The organism is Mycolicibacterium gadium (assembly GCF_010728925.1).
Lineage (GTDB): Bacteria > Actinomycetota > Actinomycetes > Mycobacteriales > Mycobacteriaceae > Mycobacterium > Mycobacterium gadium.
In genome coordinates this window covers 5,434,912-5,457,998 of sequence record NZ_AP022608.1, presented here as the reverse complement: position 1 = coordinate 5,457,998, position 23,087 = coordinate 5,434,912, and the positions used below count along the sequence as shown (strand labels likewise).

General features: G+C 65.1%; 21 protein-coding genes. 6 read left to right on the top strand and 15 right to left on the bottom strand.

What is annotated here, in order from left to right; genetic code table 11:
- Window positions 1–13: 13 nt before the first annotated feature.
- Both G6N36_RS26960 and G6N36_RS26955 read right to left on the bottom strand, forming a co-directional pair.
- Window positions 14–2,014: an MFS transporter gene (locus tag G6N36_RS26960; protein ID WP_163689747.1), complete on the bottom strand. Its 2,001-nt coding sequence runs from the start codon at window positions 2,012–2,014 to the stop codon at window positions 14–16.
- An 81-nt stretch (window positions 2,015–2,095) separates the two neighbouring features.
- Window positions 2,096–3,427 (bottom strand): multidrug effflux MFS transporter, encoded by a 1,332-nt coding sequence (locus tag G6N36_RS26955; protein ID WP_163689746.1) that lies wholly within the window; start codon window positions 3,425–3,427, stop codon window positions 2,096–2,098.
- A 145-nt stretch (window positions 3,428–3,572) separates the two neighbouring features.
- On the opposite strand from G6N36_RS26955, the gene G6N36_RS26950 reads away from it, so the two are divergent.
- The 4 genes from G6N36_RS26950 to G6N36_RS26935 all read left to right on the top strand — a co-directional run bounded on the left by G6N36_RS26950 (window position 3,573) and on the right by G6N36_RS26935 (window position 10,011).
- Complete coding sequence (locus tag G6N36_RS26950) at window positions 3,573–4,325, top strand: hypothetical protein (protein WP_163689745.1); 753 nt, start codon at window positions 3,573–3,575, stop codon at window positions 4,323–4,325.
- A 224-nt stretch (window positions 4,326–4,549) separates the two neighbouring features.
- Window positions 4,550–8,239 carry a multifunctional oxoglutarate decarboxylase/oxoglutarate dehydrogenase thiamine pyrophosphate-binding subunit/dihydrolipoyllysine-residue succinyltransferase subunit gene (locus G6N36_RS26945; RefSeq protein ID WP_235690326.1) on the top strand — a complete coding sequence of 1,230 codons (3,690 nt, stop codon included), beginning with the start codon at window positions 4,550–4,552 and terminating at the stop codon, window positions 8,237–8,239.
- A gap of 92 nt (window positions 8,240–8,331) precedes the next feature.
- Window positions 8,332–9,162, top strand: a complete 831-nt coding sequence (locus tag G6N36_RS26940; RefSeq protein WP_163689743.1) for an SDR family NAD(P)-dependent oxidoreductase — start codon at window positions 8,332–8,334, stop codon at window positions 9,160–9,162.
- Between the two features lie 21 nt (window positions 9,163–9,183).
- Window positions 9,184–10,011, top strand: a complete 828-nt coding sequence (locus tag G6N36_RS26935; RefSeq protein ID WP_163689742.1) for an SDR family NAD(P)-dependent oxidoreductase — start codon at window positions 9,184–9,186, stop codon at window positions 10,009–10,011.
- Window positions 10,012–10,014: 3 nt separating this feature from the next.
- Here the strand turns inward: G6N36_RS26935 and G6N36_RS26930 are convergent, their stop codons facing one another.
- Genes G6N36_RS26930 through G6N36_RS26920 form a run of 3 tightly spaced genes read right to left on the bottom strand, consistent with a single transcriptional unit; the run spans window position 10,015 to window position 13,095 of the window.
- A complete protein-coding gene (locus G6N36_RS26930; RefSeq protein ID WP_163689741.1) occupies window positions 10,015–10,863 on the bottom strand; it encodes a glycine betaine ABC transporter substrate-binding protein in 849 nt (282 codons plus the stop codon).
- A gap of 9 nt (window positions 10,864–10,872) precedes the next feature.
- Window positions 10,873–12,057, bottom strand: a complete 1,185-nt coding sequence (locus G6N36_RS26925) for an NAD(P)-dependent malic enzyme (RefSeq protein ID WP_179964879.1) — start codon at window positions 12,055–12,057, stop codon at window positions 10,873–10,875.
- 48 nt (window positions 12,058–12,105) lie between these two features.
- Entirely contained in the window at window positions 12,106–13,095 is a 990-nt protein-coding gene (locus G6N36_RS26920) for a malate dehydrogenase (protein ID WP_163689740.1), read from the bottom strand.
- 140 nt (window positions 13,096–13,235) lie between these two features.
- Between G6N36_RS26920 and corA the strand changes: the two genes are divergently transcribed.
- Entirely contained in the window at window positions 13,236–14,339 is a 1,104-nt protein-coding gene (gene corA, locus G6N36_RS26915) for a magnesium/cobalt transporter CorA (protein WP_163689739.1), read from the top strand.
- 6 nt (window positions 14,340–14,345) lie between these two features.
- Here corA and G6N36_RS26910 read toward each other — a convergent pair whose 3' ends face one another.
- The gene (locus tag G6N36_RS26910) at window positions 14,346–14,723 is read right to left on the bottom strand and encodes a DoxX family protein (RefSeq protein WP_163689738.1); all 378 of its coding nucleotides are present in this window, start codon (window positions 14,721–14,723) and stop codon (window positions 14,346–14,348) included.
- A 73-nt stretch (window positions 14,724–14,796) separates the two neighbouring features.
- Window positions 14,797–15,177, bottom strand: coding sequence for a DoxX family protein (locus tag G6N36_RS26905; protein WP_163689737.1), 381 nt, complete (start codon window positions 15,175–15,177; stop codon window positions 14,797–14,799).
- A gap of 127 nt (window positions 15,178–15,304) precedes the next feature.
- On the opposite strand from G6N36_RS26905, the gene G6N36_RS26900 reads away from it, so the two are divergent.
- On the top strand, window positions 15,305–15,898 hold the full coding sequence (locus tag G6N36_RS26900; protein ID WP_163689736.1) for a TetR/AcrR family transcriptional regulator: 594 nt from the start codon (window positions 15,305–15,307) through the stop codon (window positions 15,896–15,898).
- Here the strand turns inward: G6N36_RS26900 and G6N36_RS26895 are convergent.
- From G6N36_RS26895 to G6N36_RS26860, 8 genes are all read right to left on the bottom strand, one after another.
- Complete coding sequence (locus tag G6N36_RS26895; RefSeq protein ID WP_235690325.1) at window positions 15,879–16,622, bottom strand: thioesterase family protein; 744 nt, start codon at window positions 16,620–16,622, stop codon at window positions 15,879–15,881. The genes G6N36_RS26900 and G6N36_RS26895 overlap by 20 nt on opposite strands.
- Before the next feature lie 85 nt (window positions 16,623–16,707).
- The gene (locus tag G6N36_RS26890) at window positions 16,708–17,415 is read right to left on the bottom strand and encodes a hypothetical protein (RefSeq protein WP_163689734.1); all 708 of its coding nucleotides are present in this window, start codon (window positions 17,413–17,415) and stop codon (window positions 16,708–16,710) included.
- A gap of 9 nt (window positions 17,416–17,424) precedes the next feature.
- On the bottom strand, window positions 17,425–17,856 hold the full coding sequence (locus tag G6N36_RS26885; protein ID WP_163689733.1) for a nuclear transport factor 2 family protein: 432 nt from the start codon (window positions 17,854–17,856) through the stop codon (window positions 17,425–17,427).
- Between the two features lie 159 nt (window positions 17,857–18,015).
- The gene (locus G6N36_RS26880) at window positions 18,016–18,609 is read right to left on the bottom strand and encodes a suppressor of fused domain protein (RefSeq protein ID WP_163689732.1); all 594 of its coding nucleotides are present in this window, start codon (window positions 18,607–18,609) and stop codon (window positions 18,016–18,018) included.
- Entirely contained in the window at window positions 18,606–19,793 is a 1,188-nt protein-coding gene (locus G6N36_RS26875) for an ABC transporter ATP-binding protein (RefSeq protein ID WP_163689731.1), read from the bottom strand. Before G6N36_RS26875 ends, G6N36_RS26880 begins: the two co-directional genes overlap by 4 nt.
- A 4-nt stretch (window positions 19,794–19,797) precedes the next feature.
- Window positions 19,798–20,634 (bottom strand): carbohydrate ABC transporter permease, encoded by an 837-nt coding sequence (locus tag G6N36_RS26870; RefSeq protein WP_163689730.1) that lies wholly within the window; start codon window positions 20,632–20,634, stop codon window positions 19,798–19,800.
- A complete protein-coding gene (locus G6N36_RS26865) occupies window positions 20,634–21,545 on the bottom strand; it encodes a carbohydrate ABC transporter permease (RefSeq protein WP_163689729.1) in 912 nt (303 codons plus the stop codon). Before G6N36_RS26865 ends, G6N36_RS26870 begins: the two co-directional genes overlap by 1 nt.
- Window positions 21,542–22,936, bottom strand: a complete 1,395-nt coding sequence (locus G6N36_RS26860) for an ABC transporter substrate-binding protein (RefSeq protein ID WP_163689728.1) — start codon at window positions 22,934–22,936, stop codon at window positions 21,542–21,544. The genes G6N36_RS26865 and G6N36_RS26860 overlap by 4 nt, the downstream gene beginning before the upstream one ends.
- Between the last annotated feature and the right edge of the window lie 151 nt (window positions 22,937–23,087).

Here is a 23,087-nt window from a genome sequence, read left to right as displayed (position 1 = left end):
CTCGCGGAAAAGGTCAGTCCGGCCAGGGGGTGGAGTGTCTGCCGTGGCGGGACCTGTCATCGGGATCATCGCGCGCATGCCTGCCGTTTGACTCGAACCAGAACGTCCGCGGCTCGGGCTCTTCGTCGCGGGCCCGGTGCCGCGACCGCTCGCGCTCGTCGACGTGAAATCCGTTGTGCGCGAATCCGATCGGCTCGACCTTGGGCGCGGAAGTATTTTCGGCGCGCAGAAAGTCCAGGATGTCCTGCGCTGCGGGCGGAGTCTCCTCGACCACGGCCGGGTATTCGTCGGTCACGTGGCGCCAGGACTCGACCGGCTCGTCGTGCCAGAGGTCCGCGGGCGCATGCAGTACGTGCTGCGGACGGGAAGCCATCGGCTCGGTGGCCGGTTCGGGGTCGGACGCGGCGGCTGGCCGACCTGTCGTGCCCGGTTCCAAGTCATCCCACGACACCGTGTACTCGACGTACTCGTCGTGGTCGACCGCGAACCCGTCGTCGTCGCTCCATCCCGGGGCGATGCCGATGCCGCGGTCGGCGTGCGGATCGTCGAACACCACCGACCGCGGACTACCGAACCCTAGGAAGAACAGCGCCGCGCCCACCCCGAACAACGCGAAGAACGCCGGCAACAGCAGCGTCTGCGACATCGCGGCCGAGAACGGCTCCTGCAGGAATGCCGGCAACAGGTCCACCACACCTTCGCCCTGGGCAGATTCCGCCCGAGTCACTCCGACCTCGTCGCTGATCCGCCACGTCATGAAGGCCGCCACGCCGGCGCTGCCGAGCACCGAACCCACCTGACGGGTGGTGTTGTAGACGCCCGACCCCGCCCCGGCCAATTGCGGCGGCAGGTTGCGGGTTGCGGTCGCCGCCAGCGGCGACCAGATAAAGGCCATTCCAACGCCGGTGATCGTCAACGGGAGCACGATCCGCCAGATCGGGGTGGCGGACGTCATTTCTATGGACAGCCACGTCATCGCGATCGCCACCAGCGAGAAGCCGAAGCCGATCACCGGACGCGGATGCGATCTGTCGATGATTCTGCCGACGAACGGTGCGAGCACACCGCTCGCGATGGCCATCGGCGCCACCACCAGTGCCGAACGCGTCGGCGAGAGGCCGCACACCTCCTGGGCGTAGAACATGACCGGCACGATCATCGCCGTCACGACGAATCCGATGGTGGCCACGCCGATGTTGGACAGCGAGAAGTCACGGTCCCGGAAGATGCGCAGCGGGACGAGCGGGTCGGTGGGGTTGACGTACTGCCAGAACAGGAACGCGGCCATGAAGCCGATGCCACCCGCGATCGTGCCCCACACCCACGGCGCCCAGTTGTGCGACTGCCCTTCCTGGAGGGCGAACACGATCATGAACATGCCGATCCCGGACAGGGCCATACCGAGCAGATCGAACCGCTTCACCTGGGTGTCCAATTGCGGAATCAGTCGCACGGCGAGGGCGACCCCGAGGACACCAACCGGCACGTTGACGAAGAAGATCCACTGCCAGCCCAGGACGTCGAGCAACAGACCACCGGCGAGCGGACCGACCAGTGTCGCCACGCCCGCCGTCGCGCCCCACAGGCTCATCGCGACACCGCGCCGGTCGGCCGGGAAGATGCGGGTGATGGTCGACAGCGTCTGCGGTGTGAGCAGAGCCGCCCCAAAACCCTGCATGACCCGCGCGATGATCAGCGTGTTGATGCTGTCGGCCAGCCCGCACCACAGCGACGCCAGGGTGAAGACCGTCAGCCCCAGCACATAGAGGTTCTTGGGTCCGAACCGGTCGCCGAGTCGGCCCGCCACGAGCAGCGGAACCGCATAGGCGAGGAGGTAGGCGCTCGTCACCCAGATGACCGCGTCGTAGCTGGCGTCGAGCGCGGCCATGATCGACGGGTTGGCGACCGACACGATCGTCGCGTCCACGAGGATCATGAAGAAGCCGACCAGCATCGCCCACAAGGCGTGCCACGGGTTCGCCGTGGCACTGCGGGAGGTCAGGGTCTCGTACATCACATCGACTTACTCAAAGATTCGGCCGACGCTACGGATGGTGGCCGACCCCGACAAATCAGGGTCGCGCCATCACAGACCTCAGGCCGGCTCTGGGACGGCGTCGCCGATGACACCGTCCCGCTCATTGTCCTTGGATACGGGCGCCGACGTGCCCACCGCCCGAGCCCCGACACGCAGCGTAAGGGCCAATGCGAACAACGCGGTCACCATACCGACCGTCATCACGAGCGCGAGGGCGAACTCGTCGTTGCCGAGCACCCCGACGAGCGGGGCGATCGCCGCACCCAGCCCGAACTGCGCCGCGCCGAGCGCCGCCGCCGCGGTACCCGCGGCCTCGGGATGCCGGGTCAGTGCGACGGCGGGAGCGTTCGGAATCACCAGACCCATCGCACCGAGGATCGCCCACACAGGAATGACGAATCCGAATAGTCCACCGACATGGGCAGCCGAAAGACCCACGAACACAACGCCCACCACGGATGCTGCGGCCAGCGCCCACAGCGCGATGGTTTGCGGCGTGAACCGGCGCAGGAGCACCACGTTGAACTGGGTGGCACCGATCAGCGCGACGGCACCTGCCGCGAACACCAGCGCGAAGGCCTGCTGGTCCAACCCGTACCGGCCCTGCAGCACGAAGGCCGCACCCGCGATGTACGCGAACAGCCCGGACATGCCGAGCGCGGCGACGAGGACCAGCACGACGAAGCGGACGTCGCGCAGAACCTCGACATAGGTGGCCGCGATGCTGCGCACCTTCAGCGGACGTCGATGCGACGCCGGCAGGGTTTCCGGCAACGCCAGGGCGGCCAGCAACAACAGCGCCCCCGCCATGACCACCAGCACGGCGAAGACCCAATGCCAGGACGCCTTCAACAGCACGACCGCACCCAGCGAGGGGGCGAGCACCGGGGCAGCGCCGAGCACGAGCATCACTCGGGAAAAGACCGTGGCGGCGACGGACTCTTCGAACAGATCCCCGATCGCGGCGAACGCCACGACCATCGCCGCGGCGGCACCCACACCCTGCAGCCCGCGCGCCACGCCCAGGACAGCGATGTTCGGCGCGAAGAGGCACACCAGCGACGCCAGCATGTGGAGGACGATGCCGGCCATCAGCGGTCGGCGCCGACCGAGCGAGTCCGACAGCGGACCGACGATCAGCTGTCCGAGGGCGAGGCCCGCGAGGGTTCCGGTGAGCGTCAGCTGCGCCACCGACGACGACACCCCGAGGTCGTCGGCGATCTTCGGCAACGCCGGCAGGTACATGTCGATGGTCAGCGGGCCAAGGGCAACCAACAGTCCCAGGATCAAAACCATCTTGGTTCGGCTCGGCGACTTCGCCCCCGGCGAGGAATCCCCGGAGGTCGTCGATTCCACAGCCGTCGCGTCCACAGGGGGTGATGTTGCCATGAAGATGGTTAGCGTCGCTTCCCAATATTTTCTTCCCCGCTTCGCAGACAGTGAGCGCGATCACGTTCGGGCACCCGCCGCGCCCGTTCGCGCGTTCACATAGGGCTAGCCTGAAAGGCCAGCCGTTCGCACAGGGAGGCCGCACATGAGTGCCAGGTCAAGCGCCAAGAAGCAGCTGCCGGCGACCAGAGATGGCGTCGACGAGAATCCGGGTGCCGCAGCGAAGGTCCTCTCGACGATCATCGAACGCAGCGCACGCGTGCAGGCGCCCGCGGTCAAGGCCTACGTCGACCGGTTGCGCCAGCAGAGCCCCGATGCGACACCCGCCGAGATCGTGACCCGCCTCGAGAAGCACTACCTTGCCGCAGTGATGGCCAGCGGCGCCGCCGTCGGCTCGGCGGCCGCCTTCCCCGGGATCGGCACGCTGGCGGCCATGTCGGCTGTCGCCGGCGAGACGGTCGTTTTCCTCGAGGCGACGTCGCTCTACGTGTTGGCCGTCGCCGAGGTGCACGGCATCCCCGCCGATCATCGAGAGCGCCGACGGGCCTTGGTCTTGGCGGTGCTGGTCGGCGAGGACAGCAAGCGCGCGGTGGCCGATCTGCTCGGCCCCGGCCGCACGAGCGGGTCGTGGCTTGCCGACGGGGCGGCGACGTTGCCGCTGCCCGCGGTCTCACAGCTGAACTCGAGGCTGCTGAAGTACTTCATCAAGCGCTACACGCTCAAGCGCGGAGCGATCGCATTCGGTAAGTTGCTGCCGGTCGGCATCGGAGCCGTCGTCGGTGGTGTCGGCAACCGGATGATGGGCAAGCGCATCGTGTCGAACGCGCGCAACGCGTTCGGCGGTCCGCCTCCGCGCTGGCCGGCAGCGATTCACGTCCTGCCCGCACCGCGAAACTAGCCGTCACCCGGCACGCGTCTGACCACAACGACCATAAGGGCGTTGTCATGGTCTGGTGGTTGTGAGAGCGATAGCCTTTAGACGGCAGACAGCGGGTACCCGCTGACTAGAGGAGAAAAATCGGCGAGCGCCAAGGGCGCTTGCGTGAGGCGAAGGAATCGAGGCGAGTAGCCGCCGTGAGCTCACCATCACCATTCGGACAGAACGAGTGGTTGGTCGAGGAGATGTATCGCAAGTTTCGCGAGGACCCCTCTTCGGTAGATCCCAGTTGGCATGAATTTCTTGTCGACTACTCCCCCGAACCGACCAACGACAGTCAGACCGGCAACGGCCAGCGGACAGCTGCGCCCGTGGCCCCACCCGAACCCGCGCCCGCACCGCCGCCCAGGCCGGCCGAGAGCAAGGTCGAGTCGAAATCGGAAGCCGAACCCAAACCGAAAGAGAAGAGCGCCCCGCCGAAGGCCGAGGCCAAGAGCGAGCCGGCGCCCAAGCCGAAGCCGGCCCCGGCGCCTGCGGAGGGTTCCGACTCCCACGTGCTGCGCGGTGCCGCGGCCGCCGTCGTGAAGAACATGTCGGCGTCGCTGGAGGTGCCGACCGCGACGAGTGTGCGTGCCATCCCGGCCAAGCTGATGATCGACAACCGGATCGTCATCAACAACCACCTCAAGCGCACCCGCGGCGGCAAGGTCTCCTTCACCCACCTCATCGGCTACGCGCTGGTGCAGGCAGTGAAGAAGTTCCCGAACATGAACCGTCACTTCGCCGAGATCGACGGTAAGCCGAACGCGGTGACCCCCGAACACGTCAACCTCGGTCTCGCGATCGACCTGCAGGGCAAGGACGGCAACCGTCAGCTCGTCGTCGCAGGCATCAAGAACTCCGAAAACATGCGGTTCGGCCAGTTCCTCGCCGCCTACGAGGACATCGTGCGGCGCGCCCGCGACGGCAAGCTGACCGCGGAAGACTTTGGCGGCGTGACGATTTCGCTGACCAATCCCGGAACCATCGGCACCGTGCACTCCGTGCCGCGGTTGATGCGTGGGCAGGGCGCCATCATCGGCGTCGGCGCGATGGAGTACCCGGCCGAGTTCCAGGGCGCCAGCGAAGAACGCATTTCCGAGCTCGGTGTCGGCAAGCTGGTCACCTTCACCTCGACATACGACCACCGCATCATCCAGGGTGCGGAGTCCGGCGACTTCCTGCGCACGGTGCACGAACTGCTGCTGAGCGATGAGTTCTTCGACGAGATCTTCCGCGAGCTCGGTATTCCGTACGAGCCGGTGCGCTGGCGCACCGACAACCCCGACCCGATCGAGGACAAGAACGGTCGCGTCATCGAGCTGATCGCGGCATACCGCAACCGCGGCCACCTGATGGCGGACATCGATCCGCTGCGCCTGGACCAGACGCGGTTCCGCAGCCACCCCGATCTCGATGTGAACACCCACGGACTGACGCTGTGGGACCTCGACCGCGAGTTCAAGGTCAACGGATTCAGCGGTGCCGACCGCAAGAAGCTGCGTGACGTCCTCGGGCTGCTGCGCGACGCCTACTGCCGACACGTCGGCGTCGAATACACCCACATCCTGGAGCCCGAACAGCAGAAGTGGCTGCAGGAGCGCATCGAGGTCAAGCACGAGAAGCCAACGGTCGCCGAACAGAAGTACATCCTTTCCAAGCTCAATGCGGCAGAAGCGTTCGAGACATTCCTGCAGACCAAATACGTTGGGCAGAAGCGCTTCTCGCTCGAGGGCGCGGAGACCGTCATACCGATGATGGACGCGGCGATCGACCAGGCCGCTGAGCACGCGCTCGACGAGGTCGTCATCGGCATGCCGCACCGCGGCCGCCTCAACGTGCTGGCGAACATCGTCGGCAAGCCGTACTCGCAGATCTTCAGCGAGTTCGAGGGCAACCTGAACCCGTCGCAGGCGCATGGCTCCGGCGACGTGAAGTACCACCTCGGCGCGAGCGGCAATTACATCCAGATGTTCGGCGACAACGACATTGCGGTGTCCCTGGTGGCCAATCCGTCGCACCTCGAGGCCGTCGATCCGGTGCTCGAGGGTCTGGTGCGCGCCAAGCAGGACCTGCTCGACGTCGGAGAAGAAGCCGACGGTTCGAACAAGTTCTCGGTCGTGCCGATGATGCTGCACGGCGACGCCGCGTTCGCCGGACAGGGCGTGGTCGCCGAGACGCTGAACCTGGCGCTGCTGCGGGGTTACCGCACGGGCGGCACCATCCACATCATCGTCAACAACCAGATCGGGTTCACCACTCATCCGGCTGACTCGCGTTCTTCGGAGTACTGCACCGACGTCGCAAAGATGATCGGCGCGCCGATCTTCCACGTCAACGGGGACGACCCGGAGGCCTGCGTCTGGGTGGCGCGGCTGGCGATGGACTTTCGGCAGCAGTTCAAGAAGGACGTCGTCATCGACATGCTGTGCTACCGCAGGCGCGGGCACAACGAAGGCGACGACCCGTCGATGACGCAGCCCTACATGTACGACGTCATCGACACCAAGCGCGGATCGCGAAAGACCTACACCGAAGCGCTGATCGGCCGCGGCGACATCTCGATGAAGGAAGCCGAGGACGCGCTGCGCGATTACCAGGGTCAGCTGGAGCGGGTGTTCAACGAGGTTCGTGAACTCGAGAAGCACGAGATCGCGCCCAGCGCGTCGGTGGAGGCCGACCAGATGGTGCCCGCCGGCATGAACACCGCCGTCGACAAGTCACTGCTGGCCCGGATCGGCGATGCCCACCTCGCCTTCCCCGAAGGCTTCAACGTGCACCCGCGCGTCAAGCCGGTGCTGGAGAAGCGCCGCGAGATGGCCTACGAGGGCAAGGTCGACTGGGCGTTCGCCGAGCTGCTCGCACTGGGATCCTTCCTCGCCGAAGGCAAAACGATCCGAATGTCGGGTCAGGACACCCGGCGCGGCACGTTCACCCAGCGGCACTCGGTGATCATCGACCGCAGCACCGGTCAGGAGTTCACGCCGCTGCAGCTGCTCACCTCGAACTCTGACGGGTCGCCGACGGGTGGCAAGTTCATGGTGTACGACTCGGCGCTGTCCGAGTTCGCCGCGGTGGGCTTCGAGTACGGCTACTCGGTCGGCAACCCCGATGCACTTGTGTTGTGGGAGGCGCAGTTCGGTGACTTCGTGAACGGTGCGCAGTCGATCATCGACGAGTTCATCAGCTCCGGTGAGGCCAAGTGGGGCCAGCTCTCCGATGTGGTGCTGTTGCTGCCGCACGGTCACGAGGGCCAGGGCCCGGACCACACGTCGGGCCGCATCGAGCGCTTCCTCCTGCTGTGGGCGGAGGGCTCGATGACGATCGCGATGCCGTCGACGCCTGCGAACTATTTCCACCTGCTGCGTAGGCACGGCCTGGATGGCATCCACCGCCCGCTGATCGTGTTCACGCCGAAGTCGATGCTGCGAAACAAGGCCGCTGTCAGCGACCTTCGCGAGTTCACCGAGATGAAGTTCCGCTCGGTGATCGAGGAACCCACCTACACCGAGGGCACCGGTGACCGTGAGAAGGTCAAGCGAATCCTGTTGACCAGCGGCAAGATCTACTACGAGCTGGTGGCGCGCAAGAACAAGGAGGAGCGCGACGATGTGGCGATCGTGCGCATCGAACAGCTCGCCCCGCTGCCGAAGCGCCGGCTGAGCCAGACGCTCGACCTGTATCCGAATGCCGAGGAGTATTTCTGGGTGCAGGAGGAGCCGGCCAACCAGGGTGCGTGGCCGACGTTCGGGCTGACGCTGCCCGAGGTCTGTCCCGATCGGTTGAAGGGCATCACGCGGATCTCGCGGCGTGCGATGTCGGCACCGTCGTCGGGCTCGTCGAAGGTGCATGCCGTCGAGCAGCAGGAGATCCTCGACGAGGCGTTCGCGCGCTGAGCGGGTGGATCAACCCGTTCGCAGGCCGCTGTAAGCGGAACCAGCGGTAACGACTACCCTCGATCCGAGTCAACGGACACTGAGGAGTGGGCATGGACGGCTTCGCCGGAAAAGTCGCCGTGGTAACCGGTGCCGGGTCGGGCATCGGTCGGGCGCTGGCGATCGAACTCGGACGCTCGGGCGCCAGCGTGGCGATCAGCGACGTCGACACCGAGGGCCTCGCGGTCACCGAGGAGCGCCTGAAAGCCATCGGCGCACCGGTGAAGGCCGACCGGCTCGACGTCACCGAGCGTGAGGCCTTCGAGCTCTATGCCGACGCTGTGGTCGAGCACTTCGGCAAGGTCAACCAGATCTACAACAACGCGGGCATCGCCTACGTCGGCGATGTAGAGGTGACGCCGTTCAAGGACATCGAACGGGTCATGGATGTCGACTACTGGGGCGTCGTCAACGGCACGAAGGTCTTTCTGCCGCATCTGATCGCCTCCGGCGACGGGCACGTCGTAAACGTGTCCAGCCTGTTCGGCATCTTCTCGGTTCCCGGCCAGGCGGCGTACAACTCGGCGAAGTTCGCGGTGCGCGGGTTCACCGAGGCGTTGCGCCAGGAGATGGCCGCCGCCGGGCACCCGGTCAAGGTGACGACCGTACATCCCGGCGGCATCAAGACCGCGATCATGCGCAACTCGACTGCAGCCGAGGGTGTCGACAAAGAGGGTCTGACAAAGACTTTCGACAAGAAGCTCACGATCACCACGCCCGAGAAGGCGGCGCGGATCATCCTCGACGCAGTCCGCAAGAACCGGGCGCGCGTACTGGTCGGCCCCGACGCCAAGGCGCTGGACATCATCGTGCGGATCACGGGATCGGGCTATCAGCGGTTGTTCTCGACGGTCGTCTCGCGGATCGTGCCCAACGCGCACTGATTCACTGCGACACTGGACGCGATGGAGAAATTCGCGGGCAAGGTTGCCGTCGTCACCGGCGCCGGATCGGGCATCGGGCAGGCATTGGCGGTCGAATTGGCACGCCGCGGTGTCAAACTGGCGATCAGCGATGTCGACACCGAAGGTCTGGCGCGCACCGAGGAGCGCCTCGCGGCCATCGGCGCACCGGTGAAGGCCGACCGGCTCGACGTCACCGAGCGTGAGGCGTTTCTCGCATACGCCGACGCGACCAAAGACCATTTCGGCTCGGTGAATCAGATCTACAACAATGCAGGCATCGCGTTCATGGGCGACGTCGAGGTCACGGCGTTCAAGGATCTCGAGCGGGTGATGGAGGTCGACTTCTGGGGCGTGGTCAACGGCACCAAGGCCTTCCTGCCGCACCTGATCGCATCGGGCGACGGCCACGTGGTCAACATCTCCAGCATGTACGGCCTGTTCGCGGTGCAAGGGCAGGCGGCCTACAATTCGGCGAAATTCGCAGTGCGGGGTTTCACGGAAGCACTCCGCCAAGAAATGGCGGCAGCAGGCCATCCAGTGCAGGTGACGTGCGTTCACCCCGGCTACATCAAGACCCCCCTCATCCACAATGCCAGCACCGCAACGGATCTCGACAAGAATGCGCTCGCAACCGTATTCGACAAGGTCGCGATTACCAGCCCCGAGCGCACGGCCAAGATCATCCTGCGAGCTGTCGAGGGCAACAAGGCGCGAGTGCTACCCGGCGCCGACGCCAAACTGTTCGACGCGATCGTGCGGTTGATGGGTTCTGGCTATATGCGGGTGCTCGGTCCGATGAACAAGAGGCTGCTGCCCCCGACGCGCTAGGGCTCAGTCACCCAGTGGGTGTTCGGCGAGAAACGCGCCAGCGACCAGACCCGGTTCGGTTCCGTCCTCGACCTGAGCGCGCATATCGGCCAGCGCGGCGGTGTCCAGTACCCCGGCAACCTCGTTGAGCGCCAGCACCTGCGACTCGTTGAGCTCGTTGCGCCGGTAGAGCGGCACCAGGTTCTCGGCGCGGATCAACGACGTGCGGTCGGACAGCATGAGCAACTCGGCCGGGATGTCGGGCGCCGCCGTCGAGGTCCACGCGGCATTGATCTTGCCCGCCAGGACCGCCTCGAACAGCGTTGCGGGATCGGGATATTCGCGAGCCTCGGACAGCTTGCAGGTGCCGATGACGTCGGGTCCTGGCACGCGGAACGCGTCCTTGACCTCGCCGACCTTCAGCTTGTCGCAATTCCGCGTCGCCGCCGTCAGATCCCGCCCGCCCCATGCTTCTGCGGTCGCCTCGGTGACGGCCAGCGCGGGTTTGTCCTCGGCCGACGTCGTGTAGTCCCCCGCGGCGATGCCTTCAGGCAACGCTGACACCATCTCGCGGTACACCTGGGTCGCCGACCGAGCCGTCGAATCGGGGAAGAACCTGTGCAGCAGGCGGCCGGTGAGGCCGGGAACGACGCGCGCCTCCCCCGAGTCCAGTTTCGACAGTGGATCCGATGACGTCTCGACGTGGGCGGGGCTGCCGTAGAACCGCAACGCCTCGGCGTAGATGTGCGCGATCAGGGCCGACTCCGGATCCGGCGCCGAACCGACCGTCAGCGACGGTGTGTGTTCGCTGACGCCGCAACCGGCTGCGCTCACCGCGACGAGCGCGGCGAGCGCGCAGGCGAGCCGGCGCACCGAGAAGACCTAGGCCTGCGACGCCGCGGCAACCGCCTGGGCCACGGCGGGGGCGACCCGCGGGTCCAGCACGCTGGGCACGATGTGGTCGACCGTGAGATCGTCGGCGACCACCGAGAAGATCGCCTCAGCCGCCGCCACCTTCATCGCCTCGGTGATGCGCCGGGCACCTGCGTCGAGCGCGCCGCGGAACGCCCCGGGGAACGCGAGCACATTGTTGATCTGGTTGGGGAAGTCGCTGCGCCCGGTGGCCACCACCGCCGCGTACTGCTTCGCGTCGTCGGGATGGATCTCCGGGTCGGGATTGGATAGCGCGAACACGATCGCGTCCGGAGCCATCGTCGCGACGATCTCCGGTGGTACGACGCCGGCGGACAGTCCGAGGAACACGTCGGCACCTCGGAGCGCCTCGGCCATGCCGCCCGAGAGGCCGTTCGGATTCGTCTCCTCGGCGATCTCAGCCTTGTACGAGTTGAGGTTGCCGCGGTCTCTATGCAGGATGCCCTGCGAGTCCAACAGGGTGATATCGCGGATTCCCCTGGCCAGCAGGATCTTTGCGCATGCCACACCTGCGGCACCGGCACCGGAGACGACCACGCGCAATCCGGTGATGTCACGGTCGAGCGCCCGCGCCGCACCGATCAGCGCCGCGAGCACAACGATCGCGGTGCCGTGCTGGTCGTCGTGCATCACCGGGCAGTCCAGCGCGTCGATGACACGGCGTTCGATCTCGAAGCAGCGCGGCGCGGAGATGTCTTCGAGGTTGACTGCACCGAACGACGGCCGCAACCGCACCAGGGTCTCGACGATCTCGTCGGGATCCTTGGTGTCGAGCACGATCGGGATCGAATCGAGGTCGGCGAACTGCTTGAACAGCGCGCTCTTGCCCTCCATCACCGGAAGCGCCGCCGCGGGCCCGATATCGCCGAGTCCGAGAACCGCGCTGCCGTCACTGACCACCGCGACCATGCGGTTGGCCCAGGTGTAGCGCGCAGCCAGCGTCTGGTCGGCCGCGATCGCGCGGCTGACCTGGGCAACACCGGGCGTGTACGCGACCGACAGCGCACGCTGGGTGTCGAGCGGCGTGTTCAGCGCTACCGACAGCTTTCCGCCCACATGCGCGGCGAAGATCTCGTCGTCATTCAGGACGATCGGGGCTCTCTTGTCAGACAGGTTTCTCACCGCTTGGGACACGGCGCTCAGGTTACTGACGAACTGGTAGGTAACCTAATCGACTTTGTCTCAGATAAGCCCCAGCTCAGTGACGGCTTTGCGCTCGTCAGCGAGCTCAGCGGTCGACTTGTCGATGCGCGCCCTGGAGAAGTCATCGATTTCCAGACCTTGAACGATCGACCAGTTGCCGTCCTTGGTGGTGACGGGGAACGACGAGATCAGCCCCTCGGGAACGCCGTAGCTGCCGTCCGACAGGACCGCCATCGACACCCAGTCGCCGTCCGGGCTGCCGAGCAGCCAGTCGCGTGCGGCGTCGGTGGTCGCCGAAGCGGCCGAGGCCGCCGACGACGCGCCGCGGGCGTCGATGATCGCCGCGCCACGTTTGGCGACGGTCGGGATGAAGTCGTTCTCGATCCAATTCTGGTCGTTGACGACCTCGGCGGCGTTCTTGCCACCCACCTCGGCGTGGAACACGTCCGGGTATTGGGTGGCCGAGTGGTTACCCCAGATCGTCATCTTCTTGATGTCGGTGACCTTTGCGCCCGTCTTCCGGGCCAGCTGCGAGATCGCCCGGTTGTGGTCGAGGCGGGTCAGCGCGGAGAACCGCTCGTTCGGGATGTCGGGGGCGTTGCTCATCGCGATCAGCGCGTTGGTGTTCGCCGGATTACCGGTCACGCCGATCCGTACGTCGTCGGCGGCCACCTCGTTGAGCGCCTTGCCCTGGGCGGTGAAGATCGCACCGTTGGCCTCGAGCAGATCTCCGCGCTCCATGCCGGGGCCGCGGGGACGGGCGCCGACGAGCAGCGCCAGGTTCACACCGTTGAAGATCTTGTTGGCGTCGGCACCGATCTCGACGCCGGCCAGCAGCGGGAACGCGCAGTCGTCGAGCTCCATCACGACGCCCTCGAGCGCCTTCAGCGCTGGTTCGATCTCCAGGAGCCTCAGCTCGATCGGACGTTCCGGGCCGAGCAATGAACCGCTGGCCAGACGAAACAGCAGGCTGTAGCCGATCTGGCCGGCGGCACCGGTGACCGCGACCTTGAGGGGAGATGTGCTCACGTCAGGTGCTCCTTGGACGGATGTGTAAAGCGGTTGCTTTCGGGGACGAAACTAGCAGGGTCCGTTCGAGGTATGCCGCGTAGCATTCACCAAGTCTTATAAGGCCAGCGCTGCACGTATCGATCCGGGGAGGTGACCCGATGCCATCGTTTCGCCAACTGCCTCCGTCACTGCGACCGAACGTGCGGCCCAAGCCCGGCCAACCGGATGCCGCCTCGATTCACGTTCCCGTCGCGCGGGCCATGGTCGACTGCGCCGTCTACTGCGAGGGCACCCGGTTGCCCGGCAAATACACCCACGCGGCGGCGCTGAGCAAGGTGCACGATCTCGAGGCCGCCGGCAAGGACGCCTTTGTCTGGGTCGGCCTGCACGGGCCCGACGAGCGTCAGATGCAGGCCGTCGCAGATGTGTTCGGCCTGCACCCACTGGCCGTCGAGGACGCGGTGCACGCCCACCAGCGACCGAAGCTGGAACGCTACGACAACACCTTGTTTCTGGTCCTCAAGACCGTCAACTACGTCGAGCACGTCTCCGTGGCACTCGCCCGCGAAATCGTCGAGACCGGCGAGATCATGATCTTCGTCGGCCAGGATTTCGTGGTCACCGTCCGCCATGGCGAACACGGCGGCCTCGCCGGGGTCCGCAAGAAGTTCGACGCATCGCCCGACAGCCTGAAGTTGGGCCCGTACGCGGTCATGCATGCCATCGCCGATCACATCGTCGACAGCTATCTCGACGTCACAGACCTGATCGAGACGGACATCGACGCGATGGAGGAGGACATCTTCTCACCGACCGCCAAGACCAATATCGAGTGCATCTACCTGCTCAAGCGGGAGGTCGTCGAGCTACGCCGCGCTGTCGCGCCGCTGACATTCGCATTGCAGCGAATCGGCACCGACCACAACGACCTGATCTCGATCGAGGTCCGCCGGTACATGCGCGACATACTCGATCACAACATTCAGGCGTCCGACCGGATCACCAGTTACGACGAGGTGCTCAGCTCGCTGGTGCAGGCTGCGGCGGGCAAGGTGGCGATGCAACAGAACACCGACATGCGCAAGATCTCCGCGTACGTCGCCATCGCCGCCGTACCAACGGCGATCGCGGGCATCTACGGCATGAACTTCGACTACATGCCAGAACTCAAACAGGCCTGGGGCTATCCGGCAGTGCTGTTGGTGATGGTCATCATCTGCTCCCTGCTGTTCCGGGCATTCCGCCGCAACCACTGGCTTTAACTGCAGTCACTGTTCTGGAAACCGCAGATTGCAGGCAAGCAGTCTCATGGCAAGTGCGGCAACCGCCAAACAAAAGAAGGCGAACCAGTTGATCCAGCTCGCGACGTGGGTGTCGCGCGCCCTGATATGGGCACCGCCTGCGCACAGGAAGTACAGGACAAGGCCGCACGCGGCCGCGACCCCGACCGGCGGCAGAACGAATCCGGCGATCAGCCCGACCGACCCCGCCGCCAGCAAAAGGCCTAGCGGCAGCTGCCATGACACGGGCACGCCCAACCGCTCGGCGCTTTGTACTACCGACCTGTTGTGGGTGAAGTTCAATGCGGCGGCATAAGCGACGGCGATGGCCGCGACGATTGTTACCGCGATGTAGGCATAGAACACGGTGAATCCTCACACTCCGTCAAATAGGCATTCACTCGCACATCCACCCGTGCGATCTCCGCTGGATTCATAATCAAATCCATTGCACTGCAACGAATAGACAAGCGACAAGAATGACGACGTTGACTCCGACATTCCGCCATTCCTTTCGCTGGTGTTGAGCAATGGCGAGCTTCGAGTGCATGGTCAAGGCTCCGATCATCACGATCACCAAACCTATTGCGGCCCAACCGACGAGTGGCTCGGCAGTGCCGACCAACGGCGGCAGGATCAGGCCGACGGCGGCAAGCAATTCGCAGGTTGCCGTGAAGCGGACGACCGGCAGCGGGAACGCAGCCGCGCCAGTTTGGCCGGTGGCCTGCATGCGTTCGCGAGACATCGTCAGCTTCGCCAGTCCGGACGCGAAAAACACGATTGCAAGCGCGATCTGAATCGTCCATACAGCGGTGTACATGAATGAACCTCCATGGTGAGCGGCACTACTTCGTGACCTCTAGACGAGACGGACAGGCACTTCTGTGACAAATTGTGGCGAAGGTCACACGTACTGTGTTCTAGAACATTTCTTCTAGAATGACGTCATGCCGCGGCCTCCGCTACATTCCACGGACACGATGCTCGATGCCGCGCGTGCACTGCTGCTCCAACACGGCGTTCGAGCGGCCACGATCGAGGCCATCGCCGAGGCAAGCGGGGCCCCCATCGGTTCGATCTACCATCGATTCGGGTCGCTGGACACACTGATCAAACAACTCTGGATGCGCGCCGTCTACCGTTCGCAGGCGTCGTTCGTGGCGGCGGCCGAACATCAGGATGCGAGGGAAGGTGCTGTGGCGGCGGCGCTTTCGATCTTCGAGTTCTGTCGGGACCATCCGGCTGATGCCCGGCTGCTCGCTTCGTTCGGCAAAGAAGACCTCATCGGCGCCACGCCCGACGGGCCGATGGCGGCCGAGCTCGCAGAGCTGAACCTTCCGGTGAAGCGAACTGTGACCGCGCTGGCCGAGCGGCTGTACGGCCAGCGCAGTCGCAAGGCCGTCGATCGCGTCATGTTGGCCGTCTTCGATCTGCCCTACGGAGCAGTGAACCGACATCTTGTCGGTGGAACCAGGTTCCCGAGCGGCCTACGACGCCACCTCGAGACGGCGGTCAAGGCCGTCATCGACGATGCGCAGTGATTGCATCTGGTAGCGGCGCCGGATTGCCTGTTCTGTCCAGGCAGACGTATCGGGAGGTGGCTTCGGCCACTGTTCTTGCGTCGACGACAGCTTCGTAGTGAACTGTGATGGAGCGCTTGGTGATTCGATCTAGCGAGACGGAAATTTGTATCTCATCGTCGCAGCACACTCCCCCGATGTAGTTGACATTGACCGCGCCGACGGTGAGACTCCGCTCGTCGCCGAGCGAAGCATCGATCCGGCCGAAGCGATCCCGCCAGCACTCGATGAATGCGGCCTCGAAGAACTCCAAGAAACGCGGATGGCCCAACATTGTGCTTGCCGCGCAGTCCTGCGGGCGCACACGCTGTGCGTAGACGAAAGGCCTCGGGCGAGCCGCGGCCCAGGCCTCCTCGACGTACTGATGGTCGAGCGGCACCGACCACGCCTCCGCGATCTTTCCGTTCGCTACGCGATAGACATCTGCCGTGCGCCAGAAGACGTCGCCTTCTGCGACCCGTGCGTGACGGTCGGCGAGCCGAATCACTCCGTCGCCATGGTGCGATTGCCCGCGCTCGGTGGTCTCCATCGTCTCGCCGGCCAGCGATCGTCGGAAGCGCAAGTATCGGAGGACGGCCGCACGGCCGCTGAAGTCGCCGGCGATCGGACTCCTTCCCGGCACATGCCACGTGACGTCGTCGGCAAGCAACTCGTCGACCGCCGCTTCTTCTCCATCGGCATACATCGCCTGTTGACCGGCCAAAAATGCATCCACGAGGCCTTCGGCTCCCGCAGAGTCCGCCGGCCCACACATTGCGGTCACCGGTGCGTCACGATCCTTCTGACGGTGCCAGTTGCGGATGCCGCAGCCAGCGGAAGCTGACCGCGAGAATCCAGATCACCCAGGCGGACACGGGCCCGGCCAACCCGCCAAGCAAGCCATTGCCCGAGTTCGGCGCTCCAGCGAGAGAAAAGAATCCGGCGACAGCGGCGAGATTGACCGCCGCGCCAAGGACCGCCAGCCATCCGAAGGAACGCGGCCATGTACCGCCGAAGGCCAGAGCGGCCACGGCAACGAAAAACACAGCCCCGGCTCCAGCCGCCGGGGCGGCCAACAGGAACGCGACAGCGTGCAGTGTCCAGACCGTCTCGGGCGAAACGGATTCGAAGAGCAGTACGGCTGCAGCGTCGACACCAAGGGCTGCGCAGAGAGCGGTCATGAACATCAGCGCGCCCCCCAGAGCGCTCCACAGCCAGCCCGAGCCGCATGGGATCAAATCCGCGACCAGTCGGCCGGCGAAGATGAAGAACGCGATGAAGCCGACGCTGATCGAGGCGAGGATCCACTTCATCGAGTTCGCATGGTCGGCGTAGAAGACGCCGATTCCGGTTGGCCCGGCCAGGTTGGGGAAGAAGGGAATCACCAAGGCCATCGGCGCCCACAGCACCGCCAACGCGATACCCGCCAGAGCTCCGCTCCGTCGGCTGAGCATCGCGCTGCCCATACGTTCTGGCGTCAGAGTTTTCGCTCGCTCCATCGACGACTCCTACCGTGCCCGATTGAGGAATTCGACCATCGCGGCGGTGTCGAAGTGAAACATCTGAGCGCGTGCAAACTTGCCATCGCGCACCTCGTACAAGCCCAGCACCTCTGACTCGAATCGTTCACCATCGGGTCCTACGCCGCGCATCCAATACTTCACGACAACCTCGTCACCGTTGACCGCAACAACTCTCGGGTCGAACCGCCTCTCGGCCTCAGTGGGTTGCAGGGGACCCCAGGTTCCGAGCCAGGTTCGCTGCGGGTCCGATTCGAGCTGCTCCTGCAGGACCGCCTTGCCCTCGAGGTCGCCTCCGTATGGCAAAGAGGGTGGCTCACGAAATTCAAGATCGTCGTGGTAGAGCCGATCCAGTGTCTCGGCATCACGGTCCTGAACTGCCTGGATGACATCCAGCACCACCCGAACCCTGTCGTCCATATCCAATCCTATCCGTCGCCTGGGTCAGATACTAGAGCATTTACTCTAATATGACGAGCGCGTGACGATACTGGCTTGGAGACAACCCATTTCCTTTGGCACTAAGCGTTCGGGACGGGCGCGATAACCGTCTCGCAGACCGCGGGTCCGCGCTGGGCGCTAGCCCGGCTGCGCGGCTCTCCTGGACGGATCAAGCACGTCGGCGCCGTCCTGCGTCCACGCCTCGCGCATGGCTTCGGCACCTTTGAGTCGCACCCACGCCGCCTCGGTGGCCGTGATGGGTGTCGCGCTCAGCACCGTCACCGGCGGCAGCGGATCGGTTAATGCGATGTCTTCGATGTCGCTGCGGCCCAACAGAAAAGCGGAGAACGGTGCACCCTCCCAGAGCGGCGTTTCCAGGTCGATCAGCGCGTCCGGTTCCAGGATCAGGCCTTCGACGGCGGGCGCCGCGGCCAGGATCGCCAGCGAGCGCGCGAGACCCTTGGGCGTCGGACCTCGCAGCGCGACGACGGCCTCGGCGCGGGGACCGTGCAGTGCGTCGGTCACCAGCTCCGTGGGATCGAACATCGGGTGACGGGAACAACCAACCGACACATAGTGACTGACACCGCCACCATCGGGACCGAAGCGCAGCACATCGATACGTTCGGTGCCAAGGAACGTGACGCTGGCCTCGACGGGGTCCGCGGTGATGCCAGCCCGGACGAAGTGCTCGAGCAGGTGTGCGCGAACCGCGGCCGGGACGTCGATCACTCGGCCGGCGCGGGGGCCGCGTCGGGAAGCGTGAGGTTCTTGCCGGTGTCGGCGTCGAAGATCGTCAGCTTCGACGTATCGAACGCCAGCTGGACCGTGTCGCCCTGCTTGGCCTGGGATTCGGTGGAAACCCTTGCCACGAACTCGTTTTCGGCGGTTCCCGACTCACTGGCCAACTCGGCCAGCTGCGCGGCCTGCGCACCCTCGCCCTCGCTCTGGAAATGCAGATACTTGTCCGCGCCGAGCGATTCGACGAAGTCGACCGTCACGTCGAACGTCAGCGCCCTTATCCGCGCGTAGCCGTCCATCACTGCGGCGTCCTCGAGGTGTTCTGGCCGGATGCCGACGATCACGTTGTTGGGGGTTTGGTGCCTGGCGATCAGGTCGTGGACTTCCTGGGTCAGCGTGACCTCGCCGAACGGCAGACGCACGCCGACGTCGGTCATGGCGGCCGGGAAGAAGTTCATCGCAGGCGATCCGATGAAGCCCGCGACGAACAGGTTGGCCGGCCGGTTGTACAGCTCCTCCGGCGTGCCGATCTGCTGCGCTTCCCCGGCGAGCAGGACAACCACGCGGTCCCCCAGCGTCATCGCCTCGGTCTGGTCATGGGTGACGTAGACGGTGGTGGTGCCCAGCTTGTCCTGCAGGCGGGCGATCTCCGAACGCATCTGCACGCGCAGCTTGGCGTCGAGGTTCGACAGCGGCTCGTCCATCAAGAACGCCTTGGGGTTGCGCACGATCGCGCGTCCCATGGCCACCCGCTGGCGTTGGCCGCCGGACAGCTGGGCCGGCTTACGGTCCAGAAACTGGGTAAGATCAAGGACTTTCGCGGCCTCCTCGACCTTCTGCGTGATCTCGGCCTTGTTCATCTTGGCCAGGGTCAGCGGGAACGCGATGTTCTGGCGCACGGTCATGTGCGGGTAGAGCGCATACGACTGGAAGACCATCGCGATGTCGCGGTCCTTGGGCGCCTTCTCGTTCACCCGCTCGCCGCCGATCCTCAGCTCTCCGGAGGAGATCTCCTCGAGACCGGCGATCATGTTGAGCGTGGTCGACTTTCCGCAGCCGGAGGGTCCGACGAGGATGATGAACTCGCCGTCGGCGATCGTCATCGAGAGGTCCTTCACGGCCGTGGCGCCGCCTGCGTAACTCTTGGTCACCCGGTCCAACACGATTTCGGCCATGGAGTTACCCCTTCACCGCGCCGGACGTGAGGCCGGCGACGATCCGTCGCTGGAAGATGAGAACAAAGATAATGATCGGGATCGTGATGACCATCGCTCCCGCCGCGATCGACCCGGTCGGTTCCTCGAATTGCGAACTGCCCGTGAAGTTGGCGATCGCGACCGGCGCGGTGATCGCACGCTGAGTCGCCGTCAGTGAAAGCGCCAGCAGCAGGTCGTTCCACGCGAAGATGAAGACCAGGATCGCCGCGGTGACGATCCCGGGCGCGGCCAGCGGGGCGATCACCTTACGGAACGCCTGCGCCGGCGTGGCGCCGTCCATCTTCGCCGCCTTCTCCAGATCCCAGGGGATCTCCTTGAAGAACGCCGAGAGGGTGTAGATCGCCAGCGGAAGCGCAAAGGTGATGTACGGGATGATCAGACCCGGCCAGGTGTCGAACAATCCCAGCCTGCGCTCGATGTTGAACAGCGGTGTCACCAGCGAGATCTGGGGGAACATCGCGATCAGTAGCGCGACGCCGACCAGCAGTCGTTTACCCGGAAACGCCAGTCGCGCCACGGCGTACGCCGCCATTCCGCCGATCAAGACCGCGATGAGGGTGGTGATCAGCCCGATGCCGATCGAGTTGATCAGCGCCGAGCTGAACGCATCGCCGGTGAAGATTCCCTTGTAGTTGTCGAAGGTGATCTGCGTCGGAATCAGCTTGCCGTCCTTGACGCTTGACGTCGGCTTGAGCGAAAGGCTGAGGATCCACAGCACCGGCAACAACGCATAGGCGACGACGATGATGTTGACAACCGTCCATCCGGTCGCACGGCCCGCGCCAACCCGCTCGGCCATCAGCGCCTCTCCTCGTCAGACCCGGGCGCCGCCGCCCCAAAGAGCTTGATGTAGATGAAAGCGATGACCGCCACCGACAGGAATATCAGCACGCTGATCGCCGATCCCAGCCCGAGATTGAACGCCTTGAACAGATTGTCGTAGCCCAGGATTGACACCGAACCGGTGTCGTTGGCGCCGCCGGTGAGCACGTAGATGTTGTCGAAGATACGAAACGCGTCCAGCGTGCGGAAGAGCAGCGCCACGAGGATCGCGGGTTTGATCAGCGGCAGAATCACCTTGACCAGCCGCTTCCATGCCCCCGCACCGTCGACCTGGGCGGCGTTGAGCAGATCCTGTGGCACGAGCGCCAGCCCGGCGAGCAACAGCAGCGCCATGAAGGGCGTCGTCTTCCAAACCTCGGCGAGGACCACGATGGCCAGGGACGGCAGCTGCTCGGTGAGTGGAGCGCTGCCCTCCGGCAGCAGATTGGCCAGATATCCGGTGCCGGGCGTCCACGCGTAGTACCAGCTATAGGACGCAGCGACTGTGACGATGCCGTATGGAATCAAGATCGCTGTGCGCACAACGCCTTTGCCGAAGATCGTCCGATGCATGACCAGCGCCAGCGCCATGCCGAGGACGAACTCGATCGCCACGGACACGACGGTGATCGCCAGCGTCACGGCGAACGCCGTCCACCAGTACCTGTCGGTCAGCACCGTGATGTAGTTCTCCAGGCCGACGAACTCGACATCGTCTGGCTGAGCGAGGTTGTAGCGCTGCAGGCTGAGCCACACCGCGTAACCGATCGGGTAGGCGGTGACCGCAAGCATCAGGATGACAGCTGGCGCGATGAGCGTGAATGCCAGCCGCCGTTCAGATTTCGTGTCGTCGGTCCCGACCTTGACCTGCTCTGCGGTGGCGGTCACGGAATCAGCCCCTTACCGTCGATCGCCTTCTGCACCTGAACGGTCAACTCGTCGGCCATCCGCTCGGGGTCGATATCCGTGATCGGGGCCAGCGTCGCCGAGATACGCGTGGAGACAGCCTGATAGACCGGCGTCGCCGGCCGCACCGCCGCGTTGGTCAGCTGTTCACGGATGATCTCGTACTGCGGGTACTTCGTCTGGAACGTCGGATCGTCGTACAGCGACGCGCGCACCGCGGGAAGACCGCCCTCGACCGACGTGTAGCGCTGATTCTGCGCACTGCGCATGCACCGGATCGCCTCGAAAGCCTCGGCCCGATGTTGCGTCGTCTTGGCTACGGCGAGGTTCAGGCCGCCGAGCGTCACCTTGGCAGGCTCGTCGGTCACACCCGGGTAGTTGGCGAAACCGAACACCTTTTTGCTGGCTTCGTAGGCCGCCTCGAACTGTGCATCGCTCGGCGAGAAGGTGCCGACGTCGTTGATGCTGCCCGCCAGCGCGGGATCCTGGTTCAGCGGCAGGAACGAAACGCCACCTTTGACGGCGTTCTCCAGCATCGACGGCAGCACGAACGGCCAGTTCACTTCGAGCGCAGCCTTGCCCTGCTCCAGTGCCAACCGCGCGGTGCCCTCGTCGGTCTGGGTGATGGACGGATCCGCTCCCGGTGCGGTGGCGACCGATTTCATGATCTCCAGCGCCTTGACCGTCGCGGCGCGATGCTCGTCGGTGTCGGTCAGCGTGACGGTCTTGCCGTCGTCGGAAAGCACTTGACCGCCAGCGCTTTCCAGCAGCGTGTTGAACCACACCACCAGACCCTCGTACTGCTTGGCCTGCAGCGCGATCCAACTCGGCTTGCCCGCGGCGTGCAGGCGTGTCGCCTCGGCCACCATCGCTTCCCACGTCGCAGGCGGCTCGTTCATCAAGTCCGCTCGATACCAGAGCAATTGAGTGTTCGTGGTGATCGGCGCCGCGTAGAGCTTGTCCTGCCACTTGGCTGTTTCCAGCGGGCCCGGCAACGTGTCGGTGGTCGCATCCTGTTCGGCCTTGCCAGATGGGTCCTCCGACAGCGGCAATGCCCAACCCGCTTCGGCGAACTCGGCCGTCCACACGACGTCGAGGGCCATCACGTCGAGGGTCTTGTCGTTGCCCGTCAGCCGCCGCGCCAACTGCAACCGCTGGGCGTCGGCTTCTTTCGGCAGGCTGATCTGCTGAATCGTGAAGCGGCCGGCGAGTTCCTCGTTGCACCGCTTGGCGACCGCGGTGAACGTGGCCATCTCGCTTGCCGGCGTGTAGTAGTTGATGACGATTCCGCCGCCGCCTGATCCGCACGCCGAAACGATCGACGCCGTCGTCAGCGCGGCCAATGCCGCAGCACCAAGCCGCCGTGGGCGCACCGCTGCCTCCCGTCCGCGTCCGAGGTCGCCGCCGGGGCGGCTCCGAGCAACACTCCTGCGCGGAAACCGTATTGCCAGTTACGCGTGATTTGCAACACTTGCCGCGCGCGCGTCGCACACCGTTACGCAATTGCGCGCCTGGGCAAAGTGC

What these genes read in the sequence shown, in the direction of transcription:
- G6N36_RS26905 (WP_163689737.1), bottom strand. Translation starts at nt 15,177, where the DNA reads ATGTACACCGCTGTATGGACGATTCAGATCGCGCTTGCAATCGTGTTT.
- G6N36_RS26945 (WP_235690326.1), top strand. Translation starts at nt 4,550, where the DNA reads ATGTATCGCAAGTTTCGCGAGGACCCCTCTTCGGTAGATCCCAGTTGG.
- G6N36_RS26900 (WP_163689736.1), top strand. Translation starts at nt 15,305, where the DNA reads ATGCCGCGGCCTCCGCTACATTCCACGGACACGATGCTCGATGCCGCG.
- corA (WP_163689739.1), top strand. Translation starts at nt 13,236, where the DNA reads ATGCCATCGTTTCGCCAACTGCCTCCGTCACTGCGACCGAACGTGCGG.
- G6N36_RS26960 (WP_163689747.1), bottom strand. Translation starts at nt 2,014, where the DNA reads ATGTACGAGACCCTGACCTCCCGCAGTGCCACGGCGAACCCGTGGCAC.
- G6N36_RS26940 (WP_163689743.1), top strand. Translation starts at nt 8,332, where the DNA reads ATGGACGGCTTCGCCGGAAAAGTCGCCGTGGTAACCGGTGCCGGGTCG.
- G6N36_RS26870 (WP_163689730.1), bottom strand. Translation starts at nt 20,634, where the DNA reads ATGGCCGAGCGGGTTGGCGCGGGCCGTGCGACCGGATGGACGGTTGTC.
- G6N36_RS26955 (WP_163689746.1), bottom strand. Translation starts at nt 3,427, where the DNA reads ATGGCAACATCACCCCCTGTGGACGCGACGGCTGTGGAATCGACGACC.
- G6N36_RS26885 (WP_163689733.1), bottom strand. Translation starts at nt 17,856, where the DNA reads ATGGACGACAGGGTTCGGGTGGTGCTGGATGTCATCCAGGCAGTTCAG.
- G6N36_RS26935 (WP_163689742.1), top strand. Translation starts at nt 9,184, where the DNA reads ATGGAGAAATTCGCGGGCAAGGTTGCCGTCGTCACCGGCGCCGGATCG.
- G6N36_RS26875 (WP_163689731.1), bottom strand. Translation starts at nt 19,793, where the DNA reads ATGGCCGAAATCGTGTTGGACCGGGTGACCAAGAGTTACGCAGGCGGC.
- G6N36_RS26890 (WP_163689734.1), bottom strand. Translation starts at nt 17,415, where the DNA reads ATGGAGCGAGCGAAAACTCTGACGCCAGAACGTATGGGCAGCGCGATG.
- G6N36_RS26950 (WP_163689745.1), top strand. Translation starts at nt 3,573, where the DNA reads ATGAGTGCCAGGTCAAGCGCCAAGAAGCAGCTGCCGGCGACCAGAGAT.
- G6N36_RS26895 (WP_235690325.1), bottom strand. Translation starts at nt 16,622, where the DNA reads ATGTATGCCGATGGAGAAGAAGCGGCGGTCGACGAGTTGCTTGCCGAC.